We start from the raw sequence: 17,149 nt of genomic DNA on the forward strand, positions 1-17,149 counted from the left end.
CGTTACCTACAGGCGAACGGGCATGATGAGGTACAGGAAACGCTCGGTTTCCTCCGACTTGAAGATGCCCGGCCTCTGGGAACCCTGCAGTTCCAGGTATACCTTGTCGGTTTCCACGCTCGACAGGCCGTCGATGACATAGCCAAAGTTGAAGGCGATAACGGCGTCGCCGCCTTCCATGGAGGAAACAATGGTCTCGCTTGCCGCGCCAATGTCCTTGCTTGCCGTGGAAATTTGCGTGGTCTGGGAAGCGCCATTGAGGTCGAACTTTACCGGCGCCGTCTTGTTGCTGAGTACCGACGTGCGCTTAACCGCTTCCATGAGCTGCTTGGTGTCGTACACCGCACGCGTCTCGTGCGTGTCGGGGATAAGCTGGTTGTAACGAGGGAAGTTGCCCTCGATGCGACGATTCACGAACGTCGTGTTGCCATACGTGGCAATGATCTGGTTCTCAGCGAGCGCCAGGTCGATGGTTTCGTTGCCTTCGGGCAGCGATGCAAGCTCGGAAAGGAATGAACCCGCGATAACGGCATTGAAATCGACGATGCCCTCGAAATCGGTATCGGTTACGGCAAGACGATACGAGTCGGTTGCCACCATGCGCAGAATGTTATTGCCCGCTTCAATGAGCACGCCCGTAAGAATGGCGCGCGATTCGTCACGCGATACGATGCGTGCTACACGACGTACCATATGAGAGAACGTGGCAAAGGGAATGGTAATGCGGTCTTCGCCGCTTACCTCTGGGAAGCCAGGGAAGTCTTCTGCGTTGAGCGTCTTGATGGAGAAGGAAGACGTATCGCAGAGAACCTTTGCCTCTTCCGTGTCTTCTTTCGTCTCGATATGCACCGCCGAATCGGGAAGGCTCTTCACGACGTCGGTAATAAGCTTAGAGGGGATAACGGTAGAGCCCTCTTCTTCAATGAGTGCCGGCAAAGAGCAACGCACGGATAGTTCCATGTTGGTTGCTTCCAGCGTAAGTGTATCTCCGTACGCCTTCAGGAGAATGCCTGAGAGGATAGGAAGCGTTGAGCGCGTAGTAGCGCCTTTTGCAACGACTCCCAATGCAGTTTGGAGTTCGTTCTTGTTAATGCTTAGCTTCACGTTCTCTTCCCTTCCTCTTTTATATATTTAATTAATTCTAATAATAGTAATAAGCACGGTGGATTGGTGGATAACTCGGGAAATACCAGGTCAAGCGCAAGAAATTATTTCAAATCCATCGTTGATAACCTGCTATCGTTTTCCCCATATTTTATTGATTACGTTATCTTTCCTTTTCCATCCTTTGTTTTCCACTACGTTTCCCACGACTTTCGTCGCGTTTTCCCACCTACTGATCAAGGATCATTTGGCGGAGCAATTCAAGCTCTTCGTTAATTGGGCGGCTTTCCTTTACCTTCTCGTCGACGCAACGATACGAATACATGATCGTGGAGTGATCGCGGTTGAATTCCGTGCCAATGGTCTTGAACGGAATATCAATCATGGTTCTGCATAGGTAAATGGCTATCTGGCGTGCATGCGTGATGTTTGCGGAACGCTTCTTGCCCACCAAATCGGAATGGCTCACGTTATAGAAGCGTTCGACGCATGCTTGCACTTCTCCAATGGTGAGTTTTTTCATGGCACCACCGCTGAAATGGTCGGAAAGCAAGCGCGAGGCTTCCTCGATGGTGATTTCCTCGCATCCGCCGTTGCGCAGCTCGAAGATGACCTTCGTAACGGCGCTTTTCAGCTCGCGAACGTTGGAACTGGAGTTTTTGGCAATATATTCCTGCACGTCATTCGGGATGTCGAAGTCTGCGCCACCCGCTATTTTGCATTCTTCGATGAACTTGCGGATGATGCCCATCTTCGTTTCCAGCTCGGGAGGTTGAATGTCGCACGTGCCACCCATGTTGAAACGGCTCTTGTAGCGTTCGTCGATGTCGATGTTCTTCGGCGCGCGGTCGGCTGAAAGGACGACCTGCTTGCCGCTGTCGATCATTCGATTCATGATCTGGAACACCATGTTCAGTGTTTCCTTGCGGCCCTGCAGACCCTGAACGTCGTCGATGAGCAGTACGTCGGCGTTTTCGTAACGCTGCTTGAACTCGGTGAATGCTTTTGGATTGTTGCTGATGGCAGCGTCGGTGTAATCGTTTACCAGCTCCATCGTGTCTACGTAGACCGAACGCATATGAGGGTAGTTTACCTGTACGTAGTTTTGGATGGAGCGTAGCAGGTGGGTTTTGCCCAAGCCTGATTTACCGTAGATGAACAGGGGGTTCAGCTGGTTCGAACCAGGGGTTTCGGCAACAGCGATGGCCATGGAATATGCCATGCGATTCGAAGTACCACGCACGAAATTGTCGAACGAGTACGAAGAGACCGTGAACATGCCATCGCTTGCAGTGGGCTGCGCCGGTGCGGGTTCTGTCTGCGCGGGTGCGCTTGGCTGCGCAATGGGTGCCGGCGCCGCAACAGGGGTGGGTTGCATGGGTTGCGCTACGGGTGCCGGAGCGGGTGCAGCCGGTGCCGCAGCGGGCACGATGGGCGACTTCGACGTGGGGTCCACTTCGATTTGAATGGTGAACGGCACGCGATAGATTTCCTCGAGCGCCTGTTTGATAACTTGCATGTAGTGGGATTCGATCCACTTGCGGATGAAATCGGTATCCGCCGTGAGCATCAGGTACCCCTCGCTGAACGCCTGGGGCTGCAAACGTGTAAAGAACGCATCGATCTGCGATGAGTCCATGTTGTCGTATGTCTTTATATGCGCCGTGATCGATTGCCACACCGCATCGATGTTTTCGCCTTGCATATTGTATTAGTACCTCGGTGTTGAGTTTTCCACATTGGGTACTATATCAGAATGCGTATTGGCATGTTAGTTTTCCACAACCGTTTATGAAATACCTTACTGACCTGGTATTTTATAAACGTGGAAAACTGTTTTCAAGCATTGTTCTCGCCAGCTTGCTGCTGGCGATCTGCGCTTCTGCTGGTTGGCTATCCCTGAAGCTGCTGCCATACGGCGTCGCCGTAGTCAGTGAGAATGCGCTTCTTGTTCGGCGTCTTCTCGATAAGGTTGTACTCTTCCAGCTTCTTCATGACGTTGTAGGCGCTGGAATTGCCGAGACCCGTGAGGTTTACCAGTTCGGTTACGCCCAGGGCGCCTTCGTTTGCGAATAGCTCCAGGGCCATCTTCTCCCGGTCATTCAATGGCATCATGGGAACGCTCACCGGTTGAGGAATGGTGGGCGCTGCTGGCTGAGCGATGGTTTGCGGCGGAATGGAGGGCTCTTGCTTCAAGCTAAGCGTTACCACCGAGCCATTGTTCATGTTGTCTTCGATGGTCATTTCGCCATTGCTAAACGTAAGGTATTCCTTGACCAGGGGCAATCCACTGCCGACGCCACGGATGTAGTGCTTCATCGGCTCGATTGCCGACGTGAAGCCGGGGCGCGTGGCATTCGTCTTGTCCTTGATGCCAGGGCCTTGGTCGCAGAACCGAATCGTGTTTCCACCATCGAGGATGGAAACCACCACTTCCGTGAAACGTGCGTGGATGAAGTTCTCCGACACCTCTCGGATAGCGGAATAGGGAATCTTTCCACCCCTGCGAGTAGATTGTTCGGTAATGACGTCGGCTAGTTTTTCAATATATTCAGCCGTGGGAGCCGGTTCGATTTCGATTACGTGCGGAGCCATTTTCAGATCATCGTAGACGGCAACGCGTGCAACGGTATGCACGAACGTGTAATCGAACGGTTCATTACCCCGTTCGTTCTCCTCGTTTTCTATGTATTCACCCTGTTCAGGCACTGTTTCCCTTAATTACTGAAAAATCTATTCAAGCTGTTTTCCATGATTTTCAATGGTTTTCAGCTCTGAAATTGTACAACCGCGCCATTTTACCTGCAAATTCACAGCCATTTTCAGATGTATTCAATATTCAGGAAAACTGAATACGTTGTTGATAAGGGGTATTCAAAGTTTTCAACATTTTGTTCAACAAAAGTGGAAAACCCTGAAAACGGGTGAAAACCCAGGGTTGAAAACTGAATCCATTTTTGGAAAAACTGGCTCAAAATGTTGAAATCTACTCGCCAAGTATCAATTAAAAGCGGGGTTTGTCGAAAAAGGATGTCCTTACTGTAGCGAACTGGGGAAACAAATATTTTCACACGTGAACTACCCCATATTCGGTGTGTGAAGAACCATAAAAGACCAGGTCAGATGCCTGAAAACACGTTTTCCAAGGTCAGCTCGTAGGCTAATTTACACGTAAAAAAGTGCGGTTTTCCTACTTGACAAACCCCTCTCCTCAGCTCTTTCCACAATGGCGTACGAGTGATAACAGGAGTTTTCACTATTTTCCACATTTCACCACTTTCAGAATTGTGGAAAACTCACTTTTCAGTGTGAAAAACCCCGTTTTCAACTCCTGAATTCCCCCGAAAACTTTCTACCGAGGTAAATATGGATTAGGTGTGCTTGGTGTTGATTAATACGCGCGCGCATCGTACTCTTTGGAAGTTACTCTAGTAAGAAAGGGATACAGCTATGAAGCGCACCTATCAACCGAACAAGCGCAAGCGCGCTAAGTGCCATGGCTTCCGTGCTCGTATGTCCACTAAGGGCGGTCGTGCTGTTCTTCGCGCGCGCCGTGCTAAGGGACGCAAGCGTCTTTGCGTTTAAGGGAAGTTGTGTTGGAAACTATTAAGTCCAGCACAGAGATATCCTACTTATTCGCACACGGAAAGCGTTATAACGCACATTCCATCACACTTCTGGTTAGCCAGGGTAGGAATCAACACGACCCACAGGGTCGTGTTGCTTTTATTGCCGGTAAAAAGTCCGGCAATGCGGTTTGGCGGAATGCTGCGAAACGTAGAATGCGAGCTGTCTGCAGGGATCTCGGCGGGCCTTGGGAGGGCTTTGACGTTGTTTTTCTCGCAAAAGGGTTCGTATTGGAGCAGGAATATAGTAAAGTGCTTTCGTCATGTCGTGCGCAAATCAGTCGGTTTGCCGGTGAATAAGGAATAACGGACGTGGTCAGCGAGCGTAAGAGCATCCCCGTACGCATTGCGGTGGCGCTTGTGCGCTTCTATCAGATGGCCCTATCCCCTCTTTTTCCCGGATGCTGCAGATTTGAGCCTACGTGTTCTCAGTATGCGATTATTGCTTTCAAGCGATATGGCTTCTGCAAGGGATTCGTTCTAGCAGCCAAGCGCATATTGAAGTGTCATCCGGGTGGGCCCCACGGCTACGATCCGGTGCCATAAGTTGCTTAGGGATACAGATTATCTGATGAAAGGATAATCCTTAGATGTGGGACGCATTTAAAGACTTTATCTTCTGGTGTATCAGTTCTTTTTACTCGGTATTCCAGGATTGGGGCATGGCCATCATGGTCATCACCCTTATTTTCCGTTTGATCCTCATGCCTCTCATGCAGAAGCAGATCAAGTCCTCCTACCAGATGCAGAAGGTTCAGCCTCTCATCCAGGAGATTCAGACGAAGTACGCCGACGATCAGCCGCGTATGCAAGAGGAAATGCAGAAGCTGTACGCCGATGCTAAGTTCAATCCCCTTGCCGGCTGCCTGCCTATTCTGCTTCAGATGCCTATCTTTGTTGCTCTGTTCCAGGTGTTGCAGGAAATGGGATCGCGTACGCAGGGTACTTCGTATCAGTTCTACCACCTGGTGCCCGACCTTACACTCTCGCCTTCTACGGCACTTGAGCAGGGTTTTCTTACGTTTATCCCATACATCATCTTGCTGCTAATCTTCGCTGGCGCAACGTTTGCCCCTATGGTTCTTCAGCAGCTGCACACTCCCGATAGTTCGCAGAAGAAGCAAACGCTTATCATGTCTGCCTTCATGACGGTGTTCATGCTTTGGATTGGCTGGGGTTCACCCGCTGGCGTATTGCTCTTTTGGGGTGTCTCTTCGCTGTTCGGCGTAACCCAGCAGCAAGTCGTCATGGCTCGCCTTCGTAAGAACGACGAAGCGAAGGAAGCTGAAATCATCGAGACTCAGCCCGTTAAGGTTGATGTGACGCGCAAGCAAAAGAAGAAGCGCCCCACCAAGTCTCGCTAATATGTTTACTGCAGTCCCGTCTCTTCAGGCGGGACTGTTGGTATATAACCGCAAAACGCGTTTGAAGGAGTAGAACATGGCTGATGAAATCGAGCAGGAAGCTCAGGTCGAGGTCGAAGAGGTTCTTGAGGAATCCGAAGAACAGGTAGATGAAATCGCTGAAGAAGCTGCTGAAGATGTCGCTTCTGATGATGTCATTTCCGAAGAAGAGCTTGATCGGATTGCCGATACCGCAATTGCCGCTCTCGAGGATATCCTGAAGTACTTCAATCTTGGTGAAGTCACCATCGACGAGTACGAAGGTGATGAAGGTGAGCTCATTCTGGATATCACCGGTGATGATTTGGCAGTGCTTATTGGCCGTCATGGCAAGACGCTCGATGCGCTCCAATTCCTCATCTCTTCCATTACGTCGCGTCAGATTGGCTATCGCTATCCTGTCGTGGTCGACGTTGAGGGTTACAAGAATCGTCAGCGTGAGAAGCTTGAGTCGCTCGCTCATTCCGCTGCCAAGCGTGCTCTGTCGCAGGGTCGCAGCATCAAACTTCGTCCGATGACTCCCTACGAGCGTCGCATCATTCATATGGCGCTGCGTGACAACGATCAGGTTGATACGGGATCCCAGGGAGAAGGCGCTGCTCGCCACGTGGTGATTACTCCTATCGACTAAGATAATCGACCTTCTGAAATCGATTCTAAGGCCCCGTTATAAAACGGGGCCTTATCTTTATCGATGAAACAACTACTGGGTGATTTATCAGGCTCTCATGATGTTTCACGTGAAACATCGCATTTTCATGACGTTATGGCAGAATACAAGCAATGTATTTCGATAAGGGGAGCAATGGAATTCACTACTGAACAGAATTCGCTTTTTGAGAAGCATCTTGAACTCGTGATTGAGGCGAATAAGATAACCAACCTCACGCGAATCGTTTCTCCTGAGTCTGGTAGGTTGCTTCACATCGAAGACTCTCTTGCAGCTGTTCCTGAAGTTTTACTGGCTCCTGAAGGGAAAGCTGCTGATATTGGTACCGGTGGTGGGTTTCCTGGCATCCCCCTCTCTATTGCTACTGGTCGTCCCTTCGATCTAATTGATTCCGTAGGTAAGAAGACCGCTCAGCTTGATTTGATTATTGAACAGCTGGGTCTTTCCGATCGGATCTCTACGTGGCATGGGCGTATCGAAGATTTGGGGAAGGAGCGAAAAGGGCAATATTCCGTAGTTACCGCACGTGCTCTTGCGGCACTTCCAATACTTCTTGAACTTGCAAGCCCATTGCTTAAGATGGGTGGATGCCTTATTAGCTATAAATCGGGTACCTACCAGGAAGAACTTGATCGCGCGCTCACCATTCAGAATAAGGTGGGAATGAAATTTGTCTCGGTAAGAGAGTTTACGCTTTCCGATAATGAGACGTCTCGTAGTGTCCTTGTATTCGAAAAAGCTGCTAAGCCAAAGATTTCCTTGCCTCGTCGCGTAGGTTTGGCTCAGAAGAAGCCTCTCGCTTAGTCGTCAGCGGGTTAATCCAATCGTCGCAGGCGACCCAGTTGTCCTTCGGGGCACCCGCTCTGCTGCTCGCTCGATAATGACCCCTTAATGGGTCATTATCTTTGCTCGTGCGCTCGCTGGTTCATGCTTTTACAAGCGCTGCTTGAGGTTCCACCGACGATTGTCGGAAGCTATCGCTTCCTCCTTCGCCAGTGGAACCTCAAGTGAAGCGCGGGTTAATGGTTTTTACAGTGCCCCGAAGGACAACTGGGTCGCCTGCTGAGCTTTTGTTTATCTTAGACGCGCACTATTGAAGCTTAGCCTTCGGTTTCTTTGATATAAACCGTGAGATAGTGTGTTAGTACCTAATGTTTCACGTGAAACATTAGGTACTATTTCTTTAGGTTATGATGCGAAAATTTGGTCTACAGAATTGTTTTATTTGGATTGAATTGGATTGTGGGTTAGGGAAGAGAAAATAAAACGATTCTACGAGCGCTTGCATACTGGCTATATTGGGACCATTTCTATAATTAGTGACTTCTCCTTCCGGTTGGTTCAAGTGTTTAACAGTTAGTGTTTGTTAGTCGTGTTTCACGTGAAACAATGGTTTACTGAACTCTGCTTAGATTTCTATCCTTTCAGCTATGCTGGCACGCTCAAATGATTTTCAAGAGATAGATGATTCGATTCGAGTTTTGTTTAGCTCGTATCTGATAGTTAATTCTCCTTGGCAAGGCGTAAAAATCCTTATATACCGAGAACTTGGATTCAAGGAATACGGTATCTTATATTCAATAGCTGCATTGTTTCACGTGAAACAACCTGAGAAGACTCTTTGACCTCCCATAATCTAATCGAGACTCAGGTATGAGCTTGGAGGGTTTAAAGAAAGTGCCCGTTTGACTATTCAAGTTGAAGTACATGAGGATTAACTCAAACAGAGATACGAATACAAGCACTATACGATGCTCATAAGGATGCAATGGCTGTTAAGTAATCAGCTTTACTTGCATGACGTAGTTTCGAAACGTATTGCAAGACTGCCTCTTAGATGAATTACGTGAAATGTCAAGCTTGGTTCATAGAGATATGACTGAAACTGATTACTAACTGATTTCACTTGTACGAAATCTTTCAAGTGGGAACATCATATGAAAGAATCAAATTATCTTGCTTCTAATTGAGGTTGTTAGACGTGGTTCGAGGATTGTTTCACGTGAAACAATTGATTAACCAGCTCGTACGCCTACAAATCTATGCGTATCGAAAGAAAGAAAAGGAAAGTTTCACGTGAAACAATCAATCGTGAGTATAATCAGTTCCAACCGATAAGAAAGGGGGTCCTCGTGGGACTATTTGATAGTTTTAAGCGCGAAAAAAAGCCGCTAGATACTGTCGAAGAACCGAAGAATGACCATGAAGAAGATGTTCCTGCAGTAGAGGAACCAGAACCGGCGGAAATCGAAGAATCTGCCCCGGTTGAAGAAGAATTCACCGAGGAAGTCATCGAGATGAAGCCGATTAAGACCATGGATCAGAAAAAACGTGTAACCCATGTTATCGGTGAAACGAAGATTATGGCGATCATCAACCAGAAAGGCGGCGTTGGTAAGTCCACCACGGCAGTAAATCTATCTGCTGCGCTTGGTGAGCTCAATAAGGCCGTTTTGCTGGTGGATTTGGATCCCCAGGGCAATGCAACGAGTGGTCTTGGCGTCGATAAGAGCCAGATTGCTCATGATGTCTACGACGTGCTGCTGGATGACGTATCCGTTATGGATGCTATCGTCCCCGATGTGAGCGAAGGTCTTGACCTTCTTCCCGCAACCATCAATCTTGCTGGTGCGGAAGTAGAGCTCGTAAATGAGATGGCTCGCGAGAATCGTCTGAAGAATGCCATTGGTGCTCTTCGTGGTAAGTACGATTACATTTTCATCGATTGCCCGCCTTCCCTGGGCTTGCTTACGATTAACGCTCTTGTCGCGTCCGATAAGCTACTCATCCCCATTCAGTGCGAGTTCTACGCACTCGAGGGTGTGACAAAACTTCTTGATTCGATGAAACGTGTCAAAGGCATGCTTAATCCGAGCCTTGATATCTTCGGTGTCGTACTCACTATGTACGATGGTCGTACGACGCTTGCCCGTGAAGTCGCGAACGAAGTGCGTCGTTTCTTCGGCAAGGTTGTTTTCGACACAATGATTCCCCGTACCGTTAAACTCTCCGAGGCACCGAGCTATGGTCAGCCTATTACCGAATATGATCCCAAGGGTAAAGGTGCCGAGGCTTATATAAACATGGCAAAGGAAGTGATTTCCCGTGGCTAACCAGCGTCGTGGTCTCGGCCGTGGTCTAAATTCCCTGCTTGGCGAAAGCATGGGCGAGGTTGGATACACGCAGCCTCAGAAGAAAGAGGAAAAGCCCCAACCTGCTCCCGAGCCGAAACCGGAGCCCAAGGTTGAAAAGAAGCCCGAACCTGCCCCTGCGGAGCATAAGGTAAAGGCCACGCTGACTGCCGAAGTAACCGAACAGGCAGCCCATAGTGCCACCATCAAGGAGCGCCCTGCAAATCCGCAGGTTTCGAAGCCTCAACCCCCGCGTCGCAAGGTCGACGAGTATACGAACAAGGCCATTATGGAAGGCGATGTTGCCAAGCCGAAGCCGTATATCGAAGAGCCCGATCACGCTGAAATCAAGGGCGTCGTGGTTCGCGAGCCTCGTAAGCCCGTTGAAGAGAAGAAGCAAACTGGGGATATCGAAGTTCCCCTCGCTTCTGTTCAGCCTAATCCCGACCAGCCGCGTACGAATTTCAACAAGGTTGAGATTGAGGAGCTGGCGCAGTCTATCAAGCGTGAGGGCCTTCTGCAGCCCATCTTGGTGCGTAAATACAATGACGGCTACCAGATTATTGCCGGCGAGCGTCGTTGGCAGGCTTGCAAGTCCCTCGGCATGAAAGATATTCCCATCCGCATCAAGGATGTTGCCGACGATAAGGCTTTGGAACTTGCGTTGATTGAGAACATTCAGCGTTCCGACCTGAATCCCATCGAAGAGGCTTACGGCTATAAGCGTCTTATGGAACGTAAGAACATGACGCAGTCTGACGTGGCCCAGGCCGTTTCCAAGGGTCGTTCTACGATCGCCAATGCACTGCGCTTGCTGGAACTTCCCGAAGATGCCCAGCAGCTGCTGTTCGAAGAGAAGATTACCGCGGGCCATGCTCGCGCGATTCTCTCCGTTCCCACGAAAGAAGGTCGTCAGAAGCTCACCAACAAGCTGCGTGACGAAAAGCTTTCGGTGCGCGAGACGGAAGCCCTTGCGCGTCTGTATGCGGGTCAGGCTCAGAACAACCCGCAGGCCGCCAAGCGCGTTCCCACGCCTGCTTCGTTCAAGAAGGCTGCACGTGGTCTTCGCGAGCGCCTGCACACCAACGTTCGCATCAAGACGGTTCGTGGTAAGAACAAGATTGAAATTGAGTTCAAAGACGAAGATGAACTTCAGTCCTTGTTCAGTCAGATTATGCGTGATGATCTGTAAATCATCGAAACAAGCCTAAAAAATTGACCCCCTGAGAGCCTTTCTCAGGGGGTCTTTTAGTTGAAAATGGGTGCTTATCCCAGTCTGTTCTTAAGTTGGCCACAGGCGCCGTCTATGTCGCTTCCTCGCGAATCGCGTATGCTTACGCGAATGTGAGCGTCTTCGAGCTCGTGCATCCATTGCTTCAAGGTCGATTTTGACGTTGCCTTGAAGGGGCTACCCTCAACATCGTTCATGGGAAGCAAATTGACGTGAACATGTAATCCATTGCAGTAATCAATGAGCGCGCGGATATGAGCGCTGTCGTCGTTCTTGCCTTCAATGAGCAAGTACTCAAGGCTGATGCGCCTTCCCGCATGCTCGTAGTAGTTCGCGAGTGCTTCCTTCAGCTTGGGAAGGGGCGTGCTTGCGCAGCGGGGCATGAGCTCGTCCCTGGTGGACTGAATGGCGGAATGAAGCGAGAGGGCAAGTGTGTACTGCTCGGGCTCTGCGCCAAACGCTTCGATGCCCTTCACAATGCCGCATGTGGACACGGTAATGTGGCGCGCTCCAATGGCAAGACCATCGGGATGGTTCAGTATTTTCAGCGCTGCGATAACGTTGTCGTAGTTTAGAAATGGCTCGCCTTGTCCCATTGCTACGGCGTTCGTAATGCGCATGCCGAAATCGCGGCTTACAGCCAGCAACTGCTGTGCCATTTCGCCAGGTAGAAGATTACGCGTGAAGCCTTCGGTACCAGTGGCGCAAAATGCACAGGCCATCGAACAGCCAACCTGCGTCGAAAAGCAGACCGAAAGCCTACGGGGGTCACCCGAGGCATTGTCGTCGCGCGAGGGGATGCCAACAGTTTCAACCAGGTTCCCGTCGGCAAGCTTTAGCAAATACTTGCGGGAGCCATCTTTCGACACGCGTTTGTCGACGACTTCGGGAATTTGCAGGGGAGCCTCTTCAGCGAGTTGCTTGCGCATGGCGGCGGGCAGGTTGGTCATTTCGTCGTATGACGTGGCACCTTTGCCGTAAATCCACTGGAAGAGTTGTTTGGCGCGAAAGCGCGGTTGCCCCAGGCTCTTTACGAGCGTTTCGAATTCGTTGGGGGCGCATGTTTCTATTGCTGTGGTCATGCTGGGTATTATACGGAATGGCAAAGTCGCTTTGGTATACTCTTCGCGAATTACAGAGTGCGCGAGACCTACGCGCTTCGAGGTATCAATCAATCCAATTTGTCTAAAGAAGGGTATATGGAACTCATTCCTCAGAACATCAAGGTCGCTTTGCTTGCAGGCGGTACGAGCGGCGAAAGGGAAATCTCGCTGCAGTCCGGCAAAGGTGCGGGCGAGGCGCTTCGTGCTGCTGGTTTTTCGGTTACCGAGTTTGATCCAGCGAACTCCGAGGACCTTGTTGAGCTCATTAGAGGTTCGTTCGATGTTGCCTTCCTGTGCCTGCATGGCAAGCATGGCGAAGATGGCACGATGCAGGGCTTCCTGGAAACCATTAACCTGCCGTATACCGGTCCTGGCGTTTGGTCGAGTGCTACGGCTATCGACAAGGCCAAGGCGAAGGTTCATTACATCGAAGACGGCATTACGACGCCGCAGTCGGTTACGCTGCGTTCTGCCAATGAAATGAGCGCAGAGGAAATCATTCAGAAGCTCGGCAATCACGTGGTGGTAAAGCCCGCTACCGAGGGTAGCGCACTGGGCGTTTCCATTGTCGAGGGCGCAGAAGAGCTGCAGAAGGCAATCGATGCCGACTTCGAAATGGACAAGAAGGTAGTTGTTGAGACGTATGTGTCAGGCACCGAGCTTACCGTTGCCGTGCTTGGCAATGCCAACCCGAAGGCACTTCCCGTTATCGAAATCGTTCCCCAGCTGGGCGAGTTCTATGACTTCGAATCGAAGTATGCGGCTGGTGGTTCCGATCACATTTGCCCTGCGCGTCTTTCCGAGGAGCTTACTCAGAAGGTTCAGCAAACTGCCTTGGCGGCCCATAAGGCGCTGAATTGCCGCGGCGTTTCTCGTACCGATATCATCCTGGGTGAAGACGGCACGTGCTGGGTGCTGGAAACTAACACCATTCCTGGCATGACGGCAACGTCGCTGCTTCCCGATGCCGCACGCGTTGCAGGCATGGACTTCCCGCAGCTGTGTACCAAGCTCATCGAACTGGCGCTCGAATAGCGGCTGCCAGCAAGCATTAGCTAGCAAAAGAGCCTGCCTCCGCAATGGGAAGCAGGCTCATTTCTTTTTTTGATCTGCGAACGGTGGGTGGTGGGCTAGAAGCCGAACAGCCCCTTGATGAGGAAGAAGGCACCCACGACGAGCAGGATGATGAAGAGCCATCCGCCTACCAGGCAACCCTTGTTGCGTGCACGCGACATTTCGATGAGTGATTCGGATGCCGTCATGTGATCCTTGATAACGGCAGTGCCGGGTTCCAGCTCCAGCTTGGCAACGCGCCCCGAGGGAAGCCAGCTGCCGTTGTTCTCGATGACCTGCTCGATTCCCTTCGCGGCAAGGTCGACTTCAACGCGCTTGCCTTCGCCGATCATGTGGGCAACCGCCACGGTGAATGCCTCGAAGGAAGTGGCGTTGTCGTCGTTGGGGAAGCACACGAGAGCGACTTCGCCCCAGTAGTTTCCCGGTTCGGGCTTTTCGGAATAGTACGTGCAAACCAGAATGGCATGCATCGTCCATCCCTTGGCCTTGCATACCAGCAGGTCTTCGGCTTCCTTACCCTGAATCTTGCCGATGTTCGCGCCGAACGGGTTGCAGATGTCGACGGAGGTGTGACCGCTCTTGTCGGTATTGAAGACGATTTCGCATACGGCGCCGATGATGTTGTCTGCGCCCAACAGCGCAGCGCCCTCCTTCTTGCTATGCGCCTGGAAGCGGGCGTAGGAACCGTAATAGGGAAGTGCTGCCATGTTTTCTCCTCGTTATGGAAGGGAGCTAGCGGTAATGAATATGCGATTCATGATAGGCTGAATTGAACTCAAAGGTAGGATGATGGTTACGGACTCTCTAGAAACATACATTACCGAAGCAACTCCCCAGCGCATTGTCGAACGGTATCGCGGCCTGAAGCAAGCTGCCGCGCAGTCGTATTACGGCGAGCTCGACGATGACGTGGTGGTAATCGATACCGAAACGACCGGCGTGTCGTTTCGTCATGACGAGCTTACCCAGATCGCTGCAGCCCGCATGGTGAAGGGCGAAATCGTAGACTGGTTCGTTACGTTCGTTAACCCGGGGAAGGCAATTCCCGATGACATCGTGCACCTTACGAACATCACGCAGGACGATGTGAAAGATGCTCCTGGCCCCGAAGAGGCCGTAGCGCGCCTTGTGGAATTCGTGGGTGACAGCGACTTGGTGGCCCATAACGCCAATTTCGACCGGCATTTCTGCACGAAGCCCGCTTCCGGTCATGCATTGCGCGACAATCGCTGGATCGATTCGCTCGACCTGGCGCGTATCGTTTTGCCGCGTTTGAAATCTCATCGCCTAACCGATCTGGTCAAGGCGTTCGATGCACCCATATCCACGCATAGGGCCGATGCTGACGTCGAAGCCCTGTGCGCTATCTACCGCATTTTGCTGGCAGGCATTCAGGCTATGCCTATCGAACTCGTGAAGGAAATCGCGTGCTATGCCGAGGAAAGCGTCTGGCCCACGGTGCGCGTGTTCACGTATTTCGCCGATGCGGAACTGGCGGGCGAGAAGCTGAGCCTTCGCAAGATGCGTCAGGAGAACGTGGGCAAGAAGACATACGCGGTAAAGACCGACGCTGAATCCATTGCCCGTGATGCGCAGAAGTCGTTGCAATTTGCCACTGACGAGGAAATCGAAGAAGCCTTCTCGCCTTGTGGAGTGGTTGGCTCGATGTATCCCGATTTCGAAGCGCGTGCCGAACAGGTGCAGATGTCGAAATCGGTAAACGCGGCGTTCAGGGCATCCGAAAACCTGGCCGTCGAGGCCGGTACGGGCGTAGGCAAGTCCATGGCGTACCTTGTGCCGTCGGTGCTGGCCGCCAAGAAGAACAACATCACTGTGGGCGTGGCGACGAAGACCAATGCGCTGCTCGACCAGTTGGTGAACCACGAGTTGCCGCTGCTTTCCGAAGCGTGCGGCGGCGTAACGTATAGCGCGCTCAAGGGCTTTTCCCATTACCCCTGCATGCGCAAGATCGAGCAGATTGCCAGCGCGGGTCCGCGCATGCGCACCGTATCCGATGGCGAAATATGCCAGGCGGCTGCCCTTGCCGGGCTGTTGTCGTTTATCGAGCAATCGGAATACGACGATATCGATGGCCTGAAGATCGACTATCGCGCTTTGCCGCGCTGGGAAATCACCACCACGTCTCACGATTGCCTGCGTCGCAAGTGCCCGTTCTTCGGCACCAAGTGCTTCGTGCATGGCGCGCGCATGAAGGCCGAGGCATCCGATATCGTGGTCACGAATCAAACGCTGCTCTTCTGCGATGTTGCTGCGGAAGGCGGTCTTTTGCCGGCAATTCGCTATTGGGTCGTCGATGAGGCCCATGGCGCGGAAGCCGAAGCTCGTCGTGCGTTCAGCTGCAAGATCGATGTCGAGGAGATTCGCACGATTATTTCGCGCGTCAGCTCCGAAGACGTATCGCGTAACGTGTTCCTGCGGGCGGAGCGACGCCTTACGGGTGCGGTCGATGCTTCGGCCGAGCAGATGAACACGCTGCTTACCGATCAGGAACGTGAGGAAGCGCGGGGGAGTGGCCTGAGCGACGGCGACACGCTCGTGTTCGCGTTAAGTGGCAAGGCGAAGCGTGCGGGAATGCTGTACGCGCAAACCGCCGAGGAATTCTGCCTGCACGTGAAGGACCTGCTGTACTTTGAGCCCCAGAAGCAGTCGAAGGGCTACGACTTCGTCGACCTGTGGCTCAACGATGATATCCGCGCTAGCAGCGTTTTCCAGAATCTTGTCTCCCTAGGTCGCACCATGTGCGAATCGTCAGAAAAGCTCATCCGCGCCTGCCAGCAGATGGTGGGCATTATGGAGGACGTGCGTTCTGCAGCTGCCGTTCAGCGCGACATTGCCTCCCTGGCATTGAAGCTGAAGGAAATCGTGAATTCCTGCGAGCTCATTCTGTTCCAGGGGTCCGATGCCTACGCGTATGCCGCTCATCTGCTGAAGCATAAGGGGAAGAATTACCGGGCTCATGGTTCCGAGAGCCTGGAGGCGCTCATGATGAACGTGGGCGACTACATGAACGAAACGCTGTATGCACGCACGCACAGCGTGGTGTTCACGTCGGCGACCATGACCATCGCCGACTCGTTCGACAACTTCGGCGCTTCGTTGGGTTTCAACGCGTCGGAGTTTTCGAAGACGCGCACCGAGCAGCTACCTTCCAGCTACGATTTCGACGGCCATATGACCGTCTACGTGGCGAGCGATATTCCCGAGCCGAACGACCCGCACTATCTGGATGCGCTCACGCGATTCCTCATCGATATTCACCGCGCCCAGCAGGGTTCCACCCTTACGTTGTTCACGAATCGCCGGGAAATGGAAAAGAGCTACGACGTGGTGAATGACGCTCTGAAGGCCGACGACCTGCGCGTTGTATGTCAGAAGTGGGGCGTGTCGGTGAAGGGACTGCGCGATGACTTCATCGCCGACGAGCACCTGTCACTCTTTGCATTGAAGAGCTTCTGGGAGGGCTTTGATGCCCCCGGTGCCACGCTCAAGGCCGTGGTCATCCCCAAGCTTCCGTTTTCCAAGCCCACCGACCCGCTTTCGTGCGCTCGTGGGCAGGTTGATCCCAAGGCGTGGTCGCACTACGTTTTGCCGGCAGCCGTTATGGAAACGAAGCAGGCAGCGGGCAGGCTCATTCGCAGCGCCGACGACCGCGGCAATCTTATCCTGGCCGACAAGCGCCTAATCACGAAGGGGTATGGCAAGGTGTTCCTGAAGTCGATGCCCAGCCATACCGTAAAGCAGTTAACGATGCGCGAGATCTGTGAAGAGCTCGCTATGGGGAACTAG

Annotated in this window: 15 protein-coding genes; 10 read left to right on the plus strand and 5 right to left on the minus strand. The window is 52.0% G+C overall.

Translation table 11 applies throughout. The annotated features are described in order from the left end of the window. Positions 1-6: 6 nt before the first annotated feature. From dnaN to E7002_RS06445, 3 genes are all read right to left on the minus strand, one after another. Positions 7-1,104, minus strand: coding sequence for a DNA polymerase III subunit beta (gene dnaN / locus E7002_RS06435; RefSeq protein WP_303728038.1), 1,098 nt, complete (start codon positions 1,102-1,104; stop codon positions 7-9). A gap of 229 nt (positions 1,105-1,333) precedes the next feature. Continuing rightward, positions 1,334-2,809 carry a chromosomal replication initiator protein DnaA gene (dnaA, locus tag E7002_RS06440; protein WP_303728039.1) on the minus strand — a complete coding sequence of 492 codons (1,476 nt, stop codon included), beginning with the start codon at positions 2,807-2,809 and terminating at the stop codon, positions 1,334-1,336. A 188-nt stretch (positions 2,810-2,997) separates the two neighbouring features. Beyond that, the gene (locus E7002_RS06445; RefSeq protein ID WP_303728040.1) at positions 2,998-3,813 is read right to left on the minus strand and encodes an ATP-binding protein; all 816 of its coding nucleotides are present in this window, start codon (positions 3,811-3,813) and stop codon (positions 2,998-3,000) included. A 741-nt stretch (positions 3,814-4,554) separates the two neighbouring features. Between E7002_RS06445 and rpmH the strand changes: the two genes are divergently transcribed. The 8 genes from rpmH (at position 4,555) to E7002_RS06485 (ending at position 11,126) form a co-directional block, all read left to right on the plus strand. Then, complete coding sequence (gene rpmH, locus E7002_RS06450; RefSeq protein ID WP_066664640.1) at positions 4,555-4,689, plus strand: 50S ribosomal protein L34; 135 nt, start codon at positions 4,555-4,557, stop codon at positions 4,687-4,689. Positions 4,690-4,697: 8 nt separating this feature from the next. Next, positions 4,698-5,030 carry a ribonuclease P protein component gene (gene rnpA, locus E7002_RS06455; RefSeq protein ID WP_240480593.1) on the plus strand — a complete coding sequence of 111 codons (333 nt, stop codon included), beginning with the start codon at positions 4,698-4,700 and terminating at the stop codon, positions 5,028-5,030. 33 nt (positions 5,031-5,063) lie between these two features. Further along, on the plus strand, positions 5,064-5,276 hold the full coding sequence (gene yidD, locus E7002_RS06460; protein ID WP_303728136.1) for a membrane protein insertion efficiency factor YidD: 213 nt from the start codon (positions 5,064-5,066) through the stop codon (positions 5,274-5,276). 44 nt (positions 5,277-5,320) lie between these two features. Then, positions 5,321-6,094: a YidC/Oxa1 family membrane protein insertase gene (locus E7002_RS06465; RefSeq protein WP_066664637.1), complete on the plus strand. Its 774-nt coding sequence runs from the start codon at positions 5,321-5,323 to the stop codon at positions 6,092-6,094. Positions 6,095-6,170: 76 nt separating this feature from the next. After that, complete coding sequence (locus E7002_RS06470) at positions 6,171-6,764, plus strand: R3H domain-containing nucleic acid-binding protein (protein ID WP_303728042.1); 594 nt, start codon at positions 6,171-6,173, stop codon at positions 6,762-6,764. A gap of 174 nt (positions 6,765-6,938) precedes the next feature. Beyond that, positions 6,939-7,607 (plus strand): 16S rRNA (guanine(527)-N(7))-methyltransferase RsmG, encoded by a 669-nt coding sequence (rsmG, locus tag E7002_RS06475; RefSeq protein WP_303728043.1) that lies wholly within the window; start codon positions 6,939-6,941, stop codon positions 7,605-7,607. A 1,328-nt stretch (positions 7,608-8,935) separates the two neighbouring features. Further along, on the plus strand, positions 8,936-9,916 hold the full coding sequence (locus tag E7002_RS06480; RefSeq protein ID WP_338030600.1) for a ParA family protein: 981 nt from the start codon (positions 8,936-8,938) through the stop codon (positions 9,914-9,916). Continuing rightward, the gene (locus E7002_RS06485) at positions 9,909-11,126 is read left to right on the plus strand and encodes a ParB/RepB/Spo0J family partition protein (protein WP_303728044.1); all 1,218 of its coding nucleotides are present in this window, start codon (positions 9,909-9,911) and stop codon (positions 11,124-11,126) included. The genes E7002_RS06480 and E7002_RS06485 overlap by 8 nt, the downstream gene beginning before the upstream one ends. A gap of 74 nt (positions 11,127-11,200) precedes the next feature. Here the strand turns inward: E7002_RS06485 and rlmN are convergent, their stop codons facing one another. Beyond that, positions 11,201-12,247, minus strand: coding sequence for a 23S rRNA (adenine(2503)-C(2))-methyltransferase RlmN (gene rlmN / locus E7002_RS06490; RefSeq protein WP_303728045.1), 1,047 nt, complete (start codon positions 12,245-12,247; stop codon positions 11,201-11,203). A 117-nt stretch (positions 12,248-12,364) separates the two neighbouring features. Between rlmN and E7002_RS06495 the strand changes: the two genes are divergently transcribed. Further along, entirely contained in the window at positions 12,365-13,303 is a 939-nt protein-coding gene (locus E7002_RS06495; RefSeq protein WP_303728046.1) for a D-alanine--D-alanine ligase, read from the plus strand. Between the two features lie 95 nt (positions 13,304-13,398). Here E7002_RS06495 and E7002_RS06500 read toward each other — a convergent pair whose 3' ends face one another. Then, the gene (locus E7002_RS06500; RefSeq protein WP_303728047.1) at positions 13,399-14,049 is read right to left on the minus strand and encodes a hypothetical protein; all 651 of its coding nucleotides are present in this window, start codon (positions 14,047-14,049) and stop codon (positions 13,399-13,401) included. An 82-nt stretch (positions 14,050-14,131) separates the two neighbouring features. Between E7002_RS06500 and E7002_RS06505 the strand changes: the two genes are divergently transcribed. Further along, positions 14,132-17,149, plus strand: a complete 3,018-nt coding sequence (locus tag E7002_RS06505; protein WP_369692496.1) for a helicase C-terminal domain-containing protein — start codon at positions 14,132-14,134, stop codon at positions 17,147-17,149.

The sequence above is a fragment of the Denitrobacterium detoxificans genome (assembly GCF_015062615.1).
GTDB classification, from domain to species: Bacteria; Actinomycetota; Coriobacteriia; order Coriobacteriales; family Eggerthellaceae; genus Denitrobacterium; species Denitrobacterium detoxificans_A.